General features: G+C 58.4%; 12 protein-coding genes. 2 read left to right on the top strand and 10 right to left on the bottom strand.

Annotation, left to right across the window (positions count from 1 at the left end; all coding sequences use genetic code 11):
• Positions 1 to 6 precede the first annotated feature (6 nt).
• The 5 genes from BKD70_RS03340 to BKD70_RS03320 form a co-directional block, all read right to left on the bottom strand.
• A complete protein-coding gene (locus BKD70_RS03340; RefSeq protein ID WP_047278628.1) occupies positions 7 to 1,236 on the bottom strand; it encodes a nucleoside recognition domain-containing protein in 1,230 nt (409 codons plus the stop codon).
• 104 nt (positions 1,237 to 1,340) lie between these two features.
• On the bottom strand, positions 1,341 to 2,660 hold the full coding sequence (gltP, locus tag BKD70_RS03335) for a glutamate/aspartate:proton symporter GltP (protein WP_047278630.1): 1,320 nt from the start codon (positions 2,658 to 2,660) through the stop codon (positions 1,341 to 1,343).
• 557 nt (positions 2,661 to 3,217) lie between these two features.
• Positions 3,218 to 3,682 (bottom strand): inhibitor of vertebrate lysozyme family protein, encoded by a 465-nt coding sequence (locus BKD70_RS03330; RefSeq protein WP_047278632.1) that lies wholly within the window; start codon positions 3,680 to 3,682, stop codon positions 3,218 to 3,220.
• A 2-nt stretch (positions 3,683 to 3,684) separates the two neighbouring features.
• The gene (locus BKD70_RS03325) at positions 3,685 to 3,849 is read right to left on the bottom strand and encodes a DUF1328 domain-containing protein (protein WP_019828122.1); all 165 of its coding nucleotides are present in this window, start codon (positions 3,847 to 3,849) and stop codon (positions 3,685 to 3,687) included.
• Positions 3,850 to 3,934: 85 nt separating this feature from the next.
• Entirely contained in the window at positions 3,935 to 4,219 is a 285-nt protein-coding gene (locus BKD70_RS03320) for a hypothetical protein (RefSeq protein ID WP_047278635.1), read from the bottom strand.
• 436 nt (positions 4,220 to 4,655) lie between these two features.
• Between BKD70_RS03320 and algB the strand changes: the two genes are divergently transcribed.
• Together algB and BKD70_RS03310 are read left to right on the top strand one after the other, a co-directional pair.
• Positions 4,656 to 6,002, top strand: coding sequence for a sigma-54-dependent response regulator transcription factor AlgB (gene algB, locus BKD70_RS03315; protein WP_047278637.1), 1,347 nt, complete (start codon positions 4,656 to 4,658; stop codon positions 6,000 to 6,002).
• Positions 6,003 to 6,012: 10 nt separating this feature from the next.
• Positions 6,013 to 7,800 (top strand): ATP-binding protein, encoded by a 1,788-nt coding sequence (locus tag BKD70_RS03310; protein WP_047278639.1) that lies wholly within the window; start codon positions 6,013 to 6,015, stop codon positions 7,798 to 7,800.
• 7 nt (positions 7,801 to 7,807) lie between these two features.
• Here BKD70_RS03310 and BKD70_RS03305 read toward each other — a convergent pair whose 3' ends face one another.
• The 5 genes from BKD70_RS03305 to BKD70_RS03285 are packed head-to-tail and all read right to left on the bottom strand — an operon-like array spanning position 7,808 to position 13,869.
• On the bottom strand, positions 7,808 to 9,448 hold the full coding sequence (locus BKD70_RS03305) for an EAL domain-containing protein (protein ID WP_371913980.1): 1,641 nt from the start codon (positions 9,446 to 9,448) through the stop codon (positions 7,808 to 7,810).
• Between the two features lie 15 nt (positions 9,449 to 9,463).
• Positions 9,464 to 10,240 (bottom strand): N-acetylmuramoyl-L-alanine amidase, encoded by a 777-nt coding sequence (locus tag BKD70_RS03300; RefSeq protein WP_047278641.1) that lies wholly within the window; start codon positions 10,238 to 10,240, stop codon positions 9,464 to 9,466.
• Positions 10,241 to 10,295: 55 nt separating this feature from the next.
• On the bottom strand, positions 10,296 to 12,338 hold the full coding sequence (locus BKD70_RS03295; RefSeq protein WP_047278643.1) for a GGDEF domain-containing protein: 2,043 nt from the start codon (positions 12,336 to 12,338) through the stop codon (positions 10,296 to 10,298).
• Positions 12,335 to 13,213 carry an endonuclease/exonuclease/phosphatase family protein gene (locus BKD70_RS03290; RefSeq protein WP_047278645.1) on the bottom strand — a complete coding sequence of 293 codons (879 nt, stop codon included), beginning with the start codon at positions 13,211 to 13,213 and terminating at the stop codon, positions 12,335 to 12,337. The genes BKD70_RS03295 and BKD70_RS03290 overlap by 4 nt, the downstream gene beginning before the upstream one ends.
• A gap of 14 nt (positions 13,214 to 13,227) precedes the next feature.
• Positions 13,228 to 13,869 carry a thiol:disulfide interchange protein DsbA/DsbL gene (locus BKD70_RS03285; RefSeq protein WP_047278648.1) on the bottom strand — a complete coding sequence of 214 codons (642 nt, stop codon included), beginning with the start codon at positions 13,867 to 13,869 and terminating at the stop codon, positions 13,228 to 13,230.
• Positions 13,870 to 13,963 lie beyond the last annotated feature (94 nt).

The following is a 13,963-nucleotide window of genomic DNA, read 5'->3' as shown; positions in this document are numbered from 1 at the left end:
TTGGCCTTAACCGAAGAACCAGTAACACACACCAATGGCCGCCACTACGCCCGAGAACTCCGCCAGCAACGCGCAACCCACGGCGTGGCGGGCGCGCTGGATACCGACCGCACCGAAGTACACCGCCAGTACATAGAACGTCGTTTCGGTACTGCCCTGCACCGTCGCCGCCACCAGCGCGGGGAAGCTGTCGACCCCCTGGCTCTGCATGGTTTCGATCAACAACGCCCGCGCCGCACTGCCCGAGAAGGGCTTGACCATCGCGGTGGGCAGGGCGTCGACAAAACGCGTGTCCCAACCCAGCCATTGCACCGCATGGCGAATGCCGTCCAGGCCGAAGTCCAACGCCCCCGAAGCCCGCAGCACGCCGACGGCACAGAGCATGGCCACCAAGTAGGGAAGCAGATTCTTGGCCACGTCGAAGCCTTCTTTGGCTCCTTCGACAAACGCCTCATACACCTTGACCTTACGCAGCGCGCCGATAATCAAAAAGATCATGATCAGCCCGAAGAGAGTCAGGTTGCCAAGGAGGGACGACAAACTGGCCAGCGCCGTGGCAGACAAGCCTGCCAGCAAGGCCATGAACCCGCCCAGAATCAGCGCGCCCGGTAGCAAGTACGCCAACACGACCGGGTCCCACAGGCGCAAACGCTGCATGAAGGCCACTGAGAGCAGCCCTACGAGGGTTGAAGCGCTGGTTGCCAGCAAGATAGGCAGAAACACCAGCGTCGGGTCAGCAGCGCCCTGCTGGGCGCGGTACATGAAGATGGTGACGGGCAGAAGCGTCAAGGACGAGGCATTGAGCACCAGAAACAGGATTTGCGCATTACTGGCACTGGTCGGGTTGGGGTTGAGCTCTTGCAGGGCGCGCATCGCTTTCAAACCGATCGGCGTGGCAGCGTTGTCCAGGCCCAATCCGTTGGCGGCGAAGTTCAGGGTAATAAACCCCAGCGCCGGGTGGCCGGGCGGCACTTCGGGCATCAGGCGCTTGAACAACGGCCCCAGCGCCCTGCCCAGCCAGTCCACGATCCCGGCCTTCTCGGCGATGCGCAGAAACCCCAGCCACAGGGTCAGGGTGCCGAACAGCAGAATCATCACCTCAACCGAGAGCTTGGCCATGGCGAAAATGCTTTCGACTATCGCGGCGAAGATCCCGGCATTGCCCCCCACCAGCCATTGGGCGAGTGCGGACACGGTCGCGACGACGAAAAAGCTGAGCCATAGGCCGTTAAGCATCAAAAGCACTCCTCAAAGATGCGGCGAATGATAGCGGCCAACCCCCGAAAACAACAAACCCCGGACAAGTCCGGGGTTTGGCGGTTCAAGCATGCGCGGGGCGATTATTCGCCTTTTGGCAGGGCTTGCTTGCTGCGCCAGTGCGGCAGCGAGTTCCAGTAGCGCTGGCCCTTGGCATCGTCGTACATGCCTTCCCAACGCGAGATCACCAATACCGCCAGGGCGTTACCGATCACGTTCAGGGCCGTACGGGCCATGTCCATGATGCGGTCAACACCAGCGATGAAGGCCAGACCTTCGAGCGGGATACCGACGCTGCCCAGTGTCGCCAGCAGCACCACGAAGGACACGCCCGGCACACCGGCGATGCCTTTGGAGGTCACCATCAGGGTCAGAACCAGCAGCAGTTGCTGGCTGATCGACAGGTCAATGCCGTACAGCTGGGCAATGAAGATCGCCGCGATGCTCTGGTACAGGGTCGAACCGTCGAGGTTGAACGAGTAACCGGTTGGCACCACGAAGCTGCAGATCGCTTTCGGGCAACCGTAGGCTTCCATTTTCTCGATCACACGCGGCAACACGGTTTCCGAGCTGGCGGTGGAGTAAGCCAGTACCAGCTCATCCTTGAAGATGCGCATCAGCTTGATGACGGAGAAACCAAACATCTTGGCGATCAGGCCCAGTACCACGAAGCCGAAGAACAGGATGGCGGCGTACACCAGCACCACCAGCTTGGCCAGTGGCAGCAGCGAGGCAAAACCGAAGTTGGCGACGGTCACGGCGATCAGCGCAAACACACCGATTGGCGCGTAGTTCATGATCATGTGAGTCACTTTGAACATCGACTCGGACACGCCCTGGAAGGTTTTCACCAGCGGGTCGCGCAGCTCGGCGTTCAGGCTCGACAAACCAAGACCGAACAGCACCGAGAAGAAGATGATCGGCAGCATTTCACCGCGAGCCATGGCCGCGAAAATGTTCGATGGGATCAGGTTGAGGATGGTTTCGATGAACGCATGTTCGTGCTGAACTTCTGCGGCCGTCGCTTGATATTTGGAGATATCGACCGTGCCCAGGGTGCTCATGTCGATGCCGGCGCCCGGGTGGAACAGGTTGGCCAGTAGCAGGCCGACCACGATCGCGATGGTGGTCACCACCTCGAAGTAGATGATGGTTTTAAGCCCGATGCGACCGAGTTTCTTCGCATCCCCCACGCCTGCAATCCCGACAACCAGTGAAGAAATCACGATTGGGATTACGATCATCTTGATCAGACGGATAAAGATATCGCCAGCGGGTTGCAAGACGTTGCTGATCCACCAGGCCTTTTCAGCACTGAAATGGTTAAGCAGCGCGCCGATTGCAATACCCAGGACCAGACCGATGAGGATCTGCCAGGCGAGGCTCAGTTTTGCCTTCTTCATGTCATTACCCTTACTTCAAGTGGACTCGGGAAGAGGCTCAGACTAGAGCGCCGCGAAGCGCATAAATCCAAAACCTCTCCCCCCGTAGAAGGTCGCCCAAATCGAGCCAATCAGGCTCTTCGGCAGGCGAAAAAAGGCGCAACTATTCCCATGCAAGGGGAAGCCGTCTAATGCCGTAAACGCCTACCCTATGCCGAATCGGCATGGATATTGTCCGACAAGACCTTAAAAGCATGGAGCCGTAAAGACAGAGAATAGACGACATAACCGCCGCATACCGGCTGTTTCAAGGTCTTTTTGTCACCGCGAGGCGAGCAAAAATACGTTCTGACCTCAGAAATATCCGACAACATAAATCGGTTATAGAGAAGTGATCATTTTGCTATTAGTCGATAAAAGGTCGACGTTCGCAAAGGCGCCTCAAGCCACATGTGTTTTGAAAAAAATGAGCCGTGAGAAGGTTTTACGCATAAGAAAGAGATTTTTCAGACGAAAAAAAACCAAGGCATGACCTTGGTTTTTTCACTGATCAACAGCTGAAGAAACTGCCCAACGGGTTAGTACCAGTTAGGGTCTTTCTTCAATTGTTCTTTAAGCAGTGCTTGCATACCGACATCAGGCTGACCCAAGAATCGATAATCGGCATGACGCGTCGGTGACTTGTCTGCCGGCAAACCCGCCGGGACTTCAACCAACATGGCGTAAGCGTCCTTCTTGTCGAGGCTGACCGCCACGATAAGACGCTTGTTCAAGCAGGTTTGGGCGGTTTCGCAAAGCGGGCCGACCAAGTAAGCATCGCCGTCTTCAGTCACCGCATTCATCTGCTCGGCACTGCCCGACAGGTTCATCACCCATTCCGGCAGGCGCTCTTCCTTTTTAACGACCTTTTGCCATGCATCGCGGTAAGCAGGGTCATTTAACAGTTCGTTGGCACGGGTCTGGCCATCGTTGGCGGCCATGACCATGGCGCTGCTGCCCATGAGCAGGGCAGCGGCCATTGCCTTAAAGGATCGGCTAAACATGGTTACCCTCGACCGCGGCGACCGAAGATGAAGGACACGACGAACATCACCAGGAACACGACAAAGAGAATCTTGGCGATACCCGTGGCGGTGCCAGCGATACCACCAAAGCCCAGAACGGCTGCGATGATGGCGATAATCAGAAAGGTAATTGCCCAACTCAACATGGTGATTCTCCTTATTACTGTGGGAAAGCGTGTCTGTATCAATGCAGCCCCCTCAAGCCCGCAAGGGTCTCAAGGTTGTGAACACTTAAAACACCCAACGTTCCTGCGGCACTTCAGTATTTGCGATTTGCGTCTCATCGGCTGCCGTCAGGGCGTAGCCGGCGATCACCTCGGCGCTCGAGCCGATCGCACTGAAGTGCGTCTGCTGGGCGGGTTGGTGCAAAACTGTTTGGGCAGGTGGTGAAACCTGCTCAAAACGCACGAGTTGCTGACCACCGATCAACGTGACCAGAAGCGCCAAGCTGGCGAACAGGCCTTGCTGAAGCTGAAGCGAAGAAACGCGAATGCGGGATAGACCTAGACGATTCATGCTCAGACTCCTGCCACTCGGTGGTCATTGTTGGGTTGAGTCCGCCAGCGTTAACCGCTGCAAGACTGCGTTACAGGGGTTATTGCAGGCGGCATGCCAACTTTTTAACAACCACAAAACCCTTATAAATCAATGATTTATAAGCGATAACAAAATGCGCTAGCGAGCATCCTGCACGATGCACGGAGGTTGGGTCGGGCGTTCTGCACGACGGACTGAGGCCGAGTTCCACTCAGGCCGGGAAGGGATGGCACAATGCAATTGTTTTAGTGAGAGGGGATGACCGGCGTCGGAGCTTAAAATCACGTTAAATCAGTGAGTTACAGCATGCAGGCAAGTGGCTACCCTGCTAGCCTCTGAATCATTCGTGAAAAATCATGCAACTTGCCCGATGATTCCGACACTAACCAACATCACTCACTAAGGAACGTAGGAAATGGAGTCAGCCAAAGAGCACCAAGGCCGCATTCTGCTGGTCGACGATGAGTCCGCCATCCTGCGTACATTCCGCTACTGCCTCGAAGACGAGGGGTACACCGTGGCCACGGCCAACAGTGCCGCCCAGGCCGAAGCCCTGCTGCAACGCCAAGTGTTCGATTTGTGCTTTCTGGACCTGCGCCTGGGCGAAGACAACGGCCTGGATGTGCTGGCCCAAATGCGCGTTCAAGCCCCCTGGATGCGCGTGGTTATCGTCACCGCTCATTCCGCTGTAGACACCGCGGTCGACGCCATTCAAGCAGGCGCGGCAGATTATCTGGTCAAGCCATGCAGCCCGGATCAACTGCGACTGGCCACGGCCAAACAGTTGGAAGTGCGTCAGTTGTCGGCGCGCCTTGAGGCGCTGGAAGGGGAAGTGCGCAAGCCTAAAGACGGCCTGGACTCTCACAGCCCGGCGATGATGGTGGTCCTGGAGACCGCGCGCCAGGTGGCCAGCACCGACGCCAACATCCTGATTCTGGGCGAGTCGGGCACCGGTAAAGGGGAACTGGCGCGTGCCATCCATGGCTGGAGCAAACGGGCGAAGAAGTCCTGCGTCACCATTAACTGCCCGTCATTAACGGCCGAGTTGATGGAAAGCGAGTTGTTCGGCCACACCAAAGGCGCGTTCACCGGCGCCAGCGAAAGCACTCTGGGCCGCGTCAACCAGGCCGACGGCGGGACATTGTTCCTCGATGAAATCGGCGACTTCCCACTGGCGTTACAGCCAAAACTGCTGCGCTTCATTCAAGACAAAGAATATGAGCGCGTCGGTGACCCGGTCACACGCCGGGCTGACGTGCGTATTCTGGCCGCCACCAACCTTAACCTTGAGGACATGGTGCGCGATGGCCGCTTCCGCGAGGACTTGCTCTATCGTCTGAACGTCATCACGTTGCACTTGCCGCCCTTGCGCGAGCGCAGCGAAGACATCCTGACGCTGGCCGACCGCTTTCTGGCGCGTTTCGTCAAAGAGTACGCACGCCCCGCCCGCGGCTTCAGCGAAGAAGCGCGTCAGGCACTGGCCAATTACCGATGGCCTGGCAATATCCGCGAACTGCGTAACGTTGTAGAACGCGCCAGCATCATTTGCCCGCAGGAAGTCGTTGAAGTCAGCCACTTGGGCATGGCCGAGCAAACCACGCCCAACGCCCCGCGTATCGGGGCTGCATTAAGCCTCGACCAGTTAGAGAAAGCGCACATCGGCGCGGTACTGGCCACCAGCGACACCCTCGATCAAGCTGCCAAAACCCTCGGTATTGACGCCTCAACGCTGTATCGCAAACGCAAGCAGTACAACCTGTGAGTAATCTTCGATGAAACTCGCTATCAAGCTTCGAACACGCCTTTTTTTGAGCATTTCAGCGCTGATTACCGTGGCGCTGATGGGGTTGGTGCTCGGCGTGTTCGGCGTGATGCAAATGGCCAAAACCCAGGAAGCGTTGATCCGCAATAACTTCATCACCCTCGATCTGGGGCTCAAGCTGCGCCAGACCTTGGGGGATCAACTGATCCTGATGCTGCACAACGAACCTGATACGGCTGAGCTTAAAGCCACCTCCGAGCAGTACCTGAAACTGCTCGACGAAGGCATCGAACACGAGCGCAAGCATAATTTGACCAGTGGGTTTGCCAAGGCGCGGGTCGATTATGTGAGCTTTCTGGAGGCGTTCAATCAGACGCATCGCCAGGGTCTTAACCTGAGCAACAACAATGACCTCACCAACCGCTTCAATGCGCTGCGCAACGGCCTGATTGACGAACACCGCAAGGCGCTCGAAACCATCAACACCGCACAGGCGCAGGCGCGTGAACGGGCCATGGTGATCGCCACGGTACTGGGGCTGGTGGGCGTTGCGGTGCTGATCATCGGCTTTATTACCGCCCACGGGATCGCCCGACGTTTTGGCGCGCCCATCGAGGCGCTGGCCAAAGCGGCCGACAACATCGGTAAAGGGAATTTCGAGGTGGTTTTGCCGCTGTCTTCCGCCACCGAGATGAACCTGCTGACGCGGCGTTTCGGCATCATGGCCGAAGCCTTGCGCCAGCATCAGGCAACCAACGTCGATGAACTGTTGGCCGGGCAACAACGGCTACAGGCAGTGCTCGACAGCATTGACGACGGGTTGTTGATGATCGATCAAGAGGGCCGTCTGGAACACCTGAACCCTGTCGCTCAGCGTCAGTTGGGCTGGGACGAAGGCCGTCTGGGCCAGACGCTGGGCGAAGCCTTGCAGCGGCCGGAGCTGGATCAGCAACTGTTGACTGTATTACGCGGCGGCAGTCTGGAACGCTTGCCGGAAGACCTGAGCGTCGACATTGAGGGTGAAACACGCCTGCTGACGTACAGCCTGACCCCGGTCAGCCAACCCAAGGGCCCGATTCTGGGCGCGGTAATGGTGCTGCATGATGTGACCGAGCAGCGGGCGTTCGAGCGGGTTCGCAGCGAGTTTGTATTGCGGGCCTCTCACGAGCTACGGACCCCGGTGAGCGGCATGCACATGGCGTTCGGTTTGTTTCTGGAGCGTGCGCATTTCGATCCGCAATCACGTGAAGCGGACTTGCTGAACACGGTCAACGAAGAAATGCAGCGGCTGATGCAGCTTATAAACGATCTGCTGAACTTCTCCCGCTATCAGAACGGCATGCAAAAACTCACCTTGGCACCGTGCGACCTTCAGGAAATGCTGGAGCAGGCGCAAGCCCGATTTGCTGACCGGGCCAACGCCAAGGATGTCGAGTTTGTGATCGACCTGCAGTCGCCACTACCGCGCCTCAATGCCGATCAGGCGCAATTGGAACGCGTGCTGGACAACCTGATAGACAACGCCTTGCGCCATACCCCTATTGGCGGGCAAATCCGCCTGCAAGCGCGGCGCCATGGAGAGCGGGTGATTATCAGCGTCGAAGACAATGGCGAAGGCATCGCCTACAGCCAGCAAGGCCGTATTTTCGAGCCCTTCGTGCAAGTCGGCCGTAAAAAAGGCGGCGCAGGGTTGGGGCTGGCGTTGTGCAAGGAGATTGTGCAGTTGCACGGCGGGCGCATCGGCGTCTACTCGCGTCCTGGCCAAGGCACCCAGTTCTATATGGCGCTGCCGTTATAGGCGCGGCTTACACGTCGTCGTCAGCACGACGTGGGCCGAGCCGTCGGCCACCGGTGATGCGCTCCCGGAACTGGTGCGCATTCAGCGGTTTCTCAAACAGCCAGCCTTGCCCATAGACCACGCCCTCGCTGCGCAACAATTCAACCTGATAGTCATGCTCGATGCCTTCAGCGATCACCTTGAGGTTCAAGGCGTGAGCCATGCGGATGATGTGTGGCGCCACGCCGCTGCTGGCCGCGTCATAGCCCAGCGCATCAATGAATGCCTTGTCGATTTTCAGGCAGTCCACGGGCAAGGTTTGCAGGTACGCCAGGCTGCTGTAGCCGGTGCCAAAGTCATCAATCAGGATTGAATGCCCCTTGTCGCGCAAGGCTTGAAGCTTGAGGCGCGCGACTTCGACATCGATCATGCCGCGCTCGGTGACTTCAAACGCGATCTGGCTGGCCGCCACCTCGTGAATGGCCAACAGACGCGCCACCACCTTGCCAATGCGCGGCTCCATCACGTCACACGCAGACAGGTTAATAGAGACATATAGCTGCGGATTGGCGCGCAACACCGGCCCCAATTGCTCGAGGGTGCGCTCCAAGACGAAATCGGTCAGTTGACGAATCTGCCCTGTGCTTTCTGCCAAGGGAATGAACAACTCGGGACTGGTCATGGTGCCATCTGCATGTCGCCAGCGAATCAACGCTTCAGCCCCTACAAACTGGCGGGTGTTGAGGTCGACAATCGGTTGATAGCGCACCTTGAATTCGCCCCGCCGCAGGGCACCCTGCAACTCACCGCCCAGTGACTGACGCTGACGGGCCAGGTGCAACACCAGCGCCCCCATGCACAGCGCAATCAGCAGGCTGCCGGGGAGCATCCACCACAGCTCTGCCAGATACGCCTTGGCCTCGGCACGCGGCAGGCTCAACACCAATTGATAGTCGGAACTGTCCGTGGGCAAGCGGTACAACATGCGGTAATCGGTGACCACCACTTCGCCGTCGTCCGGTGGCCAGCCTGCACTGGGCGGCCAATCCTGAGCCTGCCCCAACACAGGAAGCGCCCGTTTGCCCTCATCGACCACCACCAGCAGACTGCCGTCGGGGGGCAAATCCACCGCATCGCTCAAATGCCCGCGCGAGGTGGTGACTTCAAAATCGCCGCGGCCCAGCATCAACCCGGCAAGATTGTCGTCCGGTTCATTGGGGCTGGTGAGCCAGTAACGATAGACCGGGCCTTTTATGTCGGGCTCGCGGCCGGGTGAAGGGGTCAGACTCAGACGCGCAGGCCAGTTGGAGCAGATCTGGGAGCCATCATAGAAAATGGCTTCATAAATGAAGCGGTACTGAAAACTGACCTGCTGCAACTGGTCAATCATCAACGGGCCGCAATCGCGCAGCGGCTGATTGTTCAAATCATCCAACCCTTTGCGCAACTGGTTGAACAGTTGTTCGAGTCGTTCAAGCAACCGTTCGCCATGCACGCTCATTTGCTCGCGCTCGCGCATCTGAACTTGATGCATGGCAATCGGAACGCTCAGTGCCAGCAACAGGCTGGCACTGAGCAAGGTCGCCAGTATGGCCAGCGACCATGGACGGTAAAGAGCATTGCGCAGGCTTTTGGTAAAAGTCCGCAGCGTCACACGTCCTGAGGCCAATCCCTGCTCCTGATCTTATTGAGTGGTGTTCAGCACATTCAACATAGCTGCCGTTTCCGCGTCCGGGAAGCCGTCAAAGCGAGAAGGGCGGAAACGCATCTGGAACGCGGCCAAAACGTGTCGCGTCGCGACGTCCAGTTCACCTGTTTGCGGTGTTTCATAACCGAACAGGGCCAATTGTTGCTGAAACCAGGTGATGCTCGGCAGCTGTCGGTCATACACAGCCTGAGCGCGAGCAACCGCCTGGGCATTGGGCCACACGCCGAAACCTGCGTCTGCCAGACGTTTCCAGGGGAACAGCGGACCGGGGTCGAGCTTGCGCGTCGGCGCAATATCGCTGTGACCGATGATGTTCTGCGGGTTGATTTTGTAGCGCGTGGAAATGTCCTTGAGCAGGGCGATCAGGGTCTGGATCTGACCTTCGGTATACGGGTACCAGACCCGACCTTGAGGCGTGTCGCGAAAGCCCTTGTTGACGATTTCGATACCGATGGAGCTGGAATTCAGCCAGGTGCGGCCTTTCCATTGGCTTTCGCCGGCGTGCCAGGCGCGCTGGTTTTCATCCACCAGTTTGTAGAGGGTCGGCGGGGTATCGCCAATCAGGTAGTGACTGCTCACAGGACCGTGGGTGAGCAACTCAAGCGAGCGCTCCAGCGAGGTCGATGTGTAATGCAGCACGATGAATTGCACACGGCTGTCGTAATTGACCGAAGGATGGCTGGTGTCCATGCGCGGCCCGCTGGCACAACCGGCCAGCAGCAGGGCAGACAAAATCAGGGTGATTACTTTCATGGTTTAAGTTTTAGCGTTGGGGCAGACAGGCAACAGCATAACGTAAGGCAGGCGTTTAACCCTGCTCAATGGTGTTGCGGCCTGCCGCTTTGGCGCGATACAGCGCTTGATCCGCGCGTTTGAGGACCTGATCGCTGCGCTCGCCGGGCTTGAACGCGGCCAGGCCGATCGAAACCGTGACGGTCACAGGCTCGCCCTTAAAGTGAAACGGGCACGCCTCGATGGCAGCCCGCAGCGTGTTGGCCAGTTGCATCCCCACCGCCATGCTCGTCGCGGGCATCAGCATGACGAACTCTTCCCCCCCAAAACGCGCAATAAAGTCGTTAGGGCGCAGGCGCTTGCGCAACTGCGTGGCGATGATCTTCAAGACTTTGTCGCCCGCCAGATGACCATAGCCATCGTTGATGCGTTTGAAATGATCCAGATCGAGCATGGCCACCAGCAGCATGTTGCCGTGTTGTTGCCATTGTTCGACCTCGTGGGCCAATCGCTCGCCCCACGCCGCCCGGTTAGGCAAGCCGGTTAACGGATCAATCAGGGCCTTTTGCCGCTGCTCTTCAAGGTGCTCGCGGTAGCCTTGGGCTTCCTGCTCCATATGCGCCACCCGCTCGGCCAAGCCTTGCAGGTGCGTGGCAACTTCCTGTTCGCGGGCATCGCGCTGTTGCTGATGCTGGTCCATGGTGCCCAGCAACGCCTCCAAGCGGCTTTCGAGGATGTGTTTAAGGCTGTTGAGGTCCGCGGCGTCTTGCACGCTGCTCTGCAGATCGTCGACGTGTTCGCGCAGTTGGGTGTGCATGTCATCGGCTGCGGTACGGCCTTCAGCATGGCCCGCACTCGCCGCCTGGAGATTGCCTTGAAAGGACTCCAAGCGCTCGTTGAGCTGCTTGAGGTAAGCCTCGAACTCATGTTGACCGCTGTCCGTAATGGCCAACATCAACACGGCAAGATCGTCGAGGATCGGCAGTAATTCGTACCAGTTCAGTCCTTTTTCGAGACGGCTGCGCATCGCTTCGGCTTGCGGGCGATGATGCTCCGGCAACGAAAGATCGCTCAACAAGCCCAGCAGGGTCGATTCAATGTGCGAAGCGACCGAGCTATAGGACGGCTCGGGCGTGTCGGGCAGTGCGTAAACCGGGTCTTCTTCGGCACTGAGCGGTTCAAGCGCGTCAGGCTCGGGTTCGGGTTCGGGTTCGGGGGCCAGCGATTCAGAAACGGGCGACACCCCGGCCTCGACCCGCTCGGCATCGGCCTGGGCGAGCACCGATTCCAGCGCGCCACTCGAGGCCTCATCTGCATCGGGTTCGGTAGCGTCAGGCACCTCCACCGCTGCGGCCTGCGCAACAGGCTCAAGGGGTGGCAGCGACAGGATTTCGACTTCAATGGGCGAGGGTTGAAGCGCCTCGGGCGCGTGTTGCGGTACCTCCGCGACTTCCTCGTCGGGTTGAGTCGCAGGCACAGGCTCGACAGCCAGCGCGGGCCGCACTGCAACCGGTTCAGCACTGATGGCCACCGGGTCTGGGTTGATGGGCTGCGGGCTCGAGGTTTCGAACTCCGGCGCAGCCTTTTCCGCGTCTGCGCTGCCAAACAAACGTTGCAGCAAGCCCGGCTTCTGCGGCTCTGCATCGTTGAGTTGAGGCGCAAGCGCCTGCCCCTGCAAGGCACTTAATTCGCCCAAAAGCAGCGGAATCTCACGCGCCTGTGTCACGCGGCTGTCGAGCTGCTTGGCAAAGGTCTTCAGGGGCTTTCGGACGTCCCTGGGCAAGGGCAGCGCCTGCAACTGATTGACCAGCGTATTGAGCGCAGTACTGATCTGTTCGACACGGGTTTCACGGCGCTGCTCGGAGTCGAGCACGGCCTTTTCAAGGCGTGGCATAAGGGCGGCCAGCGCCGCGTCCATCTCGTCCGTGCGCACCGCCTCGCGCATCTCTTTCATGCACTGATCGACCGTACGGTCAGAACCTTCGGCGGCCAGCGTGCTGCGCACCAGCCCACGGCGCAGCAAGTCGAGCCGTGCGTTCCAGCGACGTTCGAGTTTTTCTTGGTGCTCGATGCTTTTAAGGTACTTCTCTTTCCAGCGCTTGGCGTCGTCGGCGGTCATGCAGGGGGCTCACTGGCGGGGGGACTCAACACGGGCAGTGAGTCGACACCCACCGAACCGGGCAAACGTATTTCAACCGCGACCGGTAAATGGTCTGAAATGGGTTGATCCAGTACCTGAACCCGCTCCAGGGTCAGGGTTGGACTGAGCAAAATATGATCAAGGCAACGCTGCGGACGCCAACTGGGGAAGGTGGCTTCCATTTGCGGGGCCAGTAAGCCTAGATCGCGCAGTGGCGAAGTATGTAACAGATCACTGGCATGGGTGTTCATGTCCCCCATCAACACTTGGTGCTGATAGCCGCCAATCAGCTCGCGTACATACGCCAGTTGCAAGGTTCGGGTCTTGGTGCCCAACGCCAGGTGCATCATGACGACGACCAGAGCGTCCGCTCCTTCACCAAACCGCACCAGAATCGCGCCACGACCCGCAGGGCCGGGCAGGGGGTGGTCTTCAATCGCGGTAGGGCGCAAACGGCTGAGCACCCCGTTGCTGTGCTGGGCCAGGCGCCCGAGATTGCGATTGAGTTGTTGGTACCAGTAAGGGAATTCGCCCTGCTGGGCCAGGTACTTGACCTGATTGATGTAGCCGGAACGGTGGCTGCCGCCGTCCGCCTCTTGCAGCGCAACCAGATCGAAGTCGCTCAGCAGGTCGCCGATTCGATCCAGGTTGCCGGTGCGCCCCTTGTGCGGCAACACGTGCTGCCAACTGCGGGTCAGGTAATGACGATAACCCTGAGTGCTGTTGCCGACCTGAATATTGAAACTGAGCAGCCGCAAACGACGATCATCCGATAACCCGCGGGTTACCAGAGGGTCTTCATTGACCTGCGGCTCATGCAGGCCAACGATGCGTTCATTCTTCCAGCGCCGCACAGGAAAGGCCCCCCTTACTTCGCAGCCTCTGCACGCTCTTTGGCGATCAACTGATCGGCCACGTTCAAGGTTTGCTCAGCGCCACCTGAAGAACCCAGGTCAAAACGGTACTTGCCGTTGACGATCATGGTAGGCACACCGGAGATTTCATATTTTTTGGCAAGTTCTTTGGCTTTAGTGATTTGGCCCGCGATGGCGAACGAATTGAAGGTCGACAGGAACTTGTCTTTGTCTACGCCTTGAGTGGCCAAAAATTCAGCCATTTCATCAGGTTTGACCAGGCGCTTGCCTTCATTTTGGATGGCGTTGAACACCGCATTGTGCACTTTATGCTCAACACCCATGGCTTCAAGGGTCAGGAACATTTGCCCGTGAGCATCCCATGGGCCGCCGAACATGGCAGGAATACGCACAAAATTCACATCCGCAGGCAGCTTCTCGACCCATGGGTTAATCACTGGCTCGAACGAATAGCAATGCGGGCAGCCGTACCAGAACAACTCAACAACCTCGATCTTGCCAGGCTCAGCGACCGGAACAGCATTAGACAACTGAACGTATGTTTTACCCGCTTCGAGCGGTACATCGGCAGCGTGGGCCGACATGCCAAACAGGCTGGCACTGACGAGAGCGGCGCTGAGGATCAGATTACGCATGCTTTACTCCTGGACAAATAAGGTCGCTGTCACGTGACCTGTATTCAGACAGGCCCGCGCAGTCTTGAGTTCGGTAGTGTAACGGCAGATGCCA

Source organism: Pseudomonas sp. BS-2016 (genome assembly GCF_001806145.1).
Classification (GTDB): Bacteria; Pseudomonadota; Gammaproteobacteria; order Pseudomonadales; family Pseudomonadaceae; genus Aquipseudomonas; species Aquipseudomonas lundensis.
Note: the sequence above shows the minus strand (reverse complement) of the source record. Positions and strands in the feature narration are given on the sequence as shown.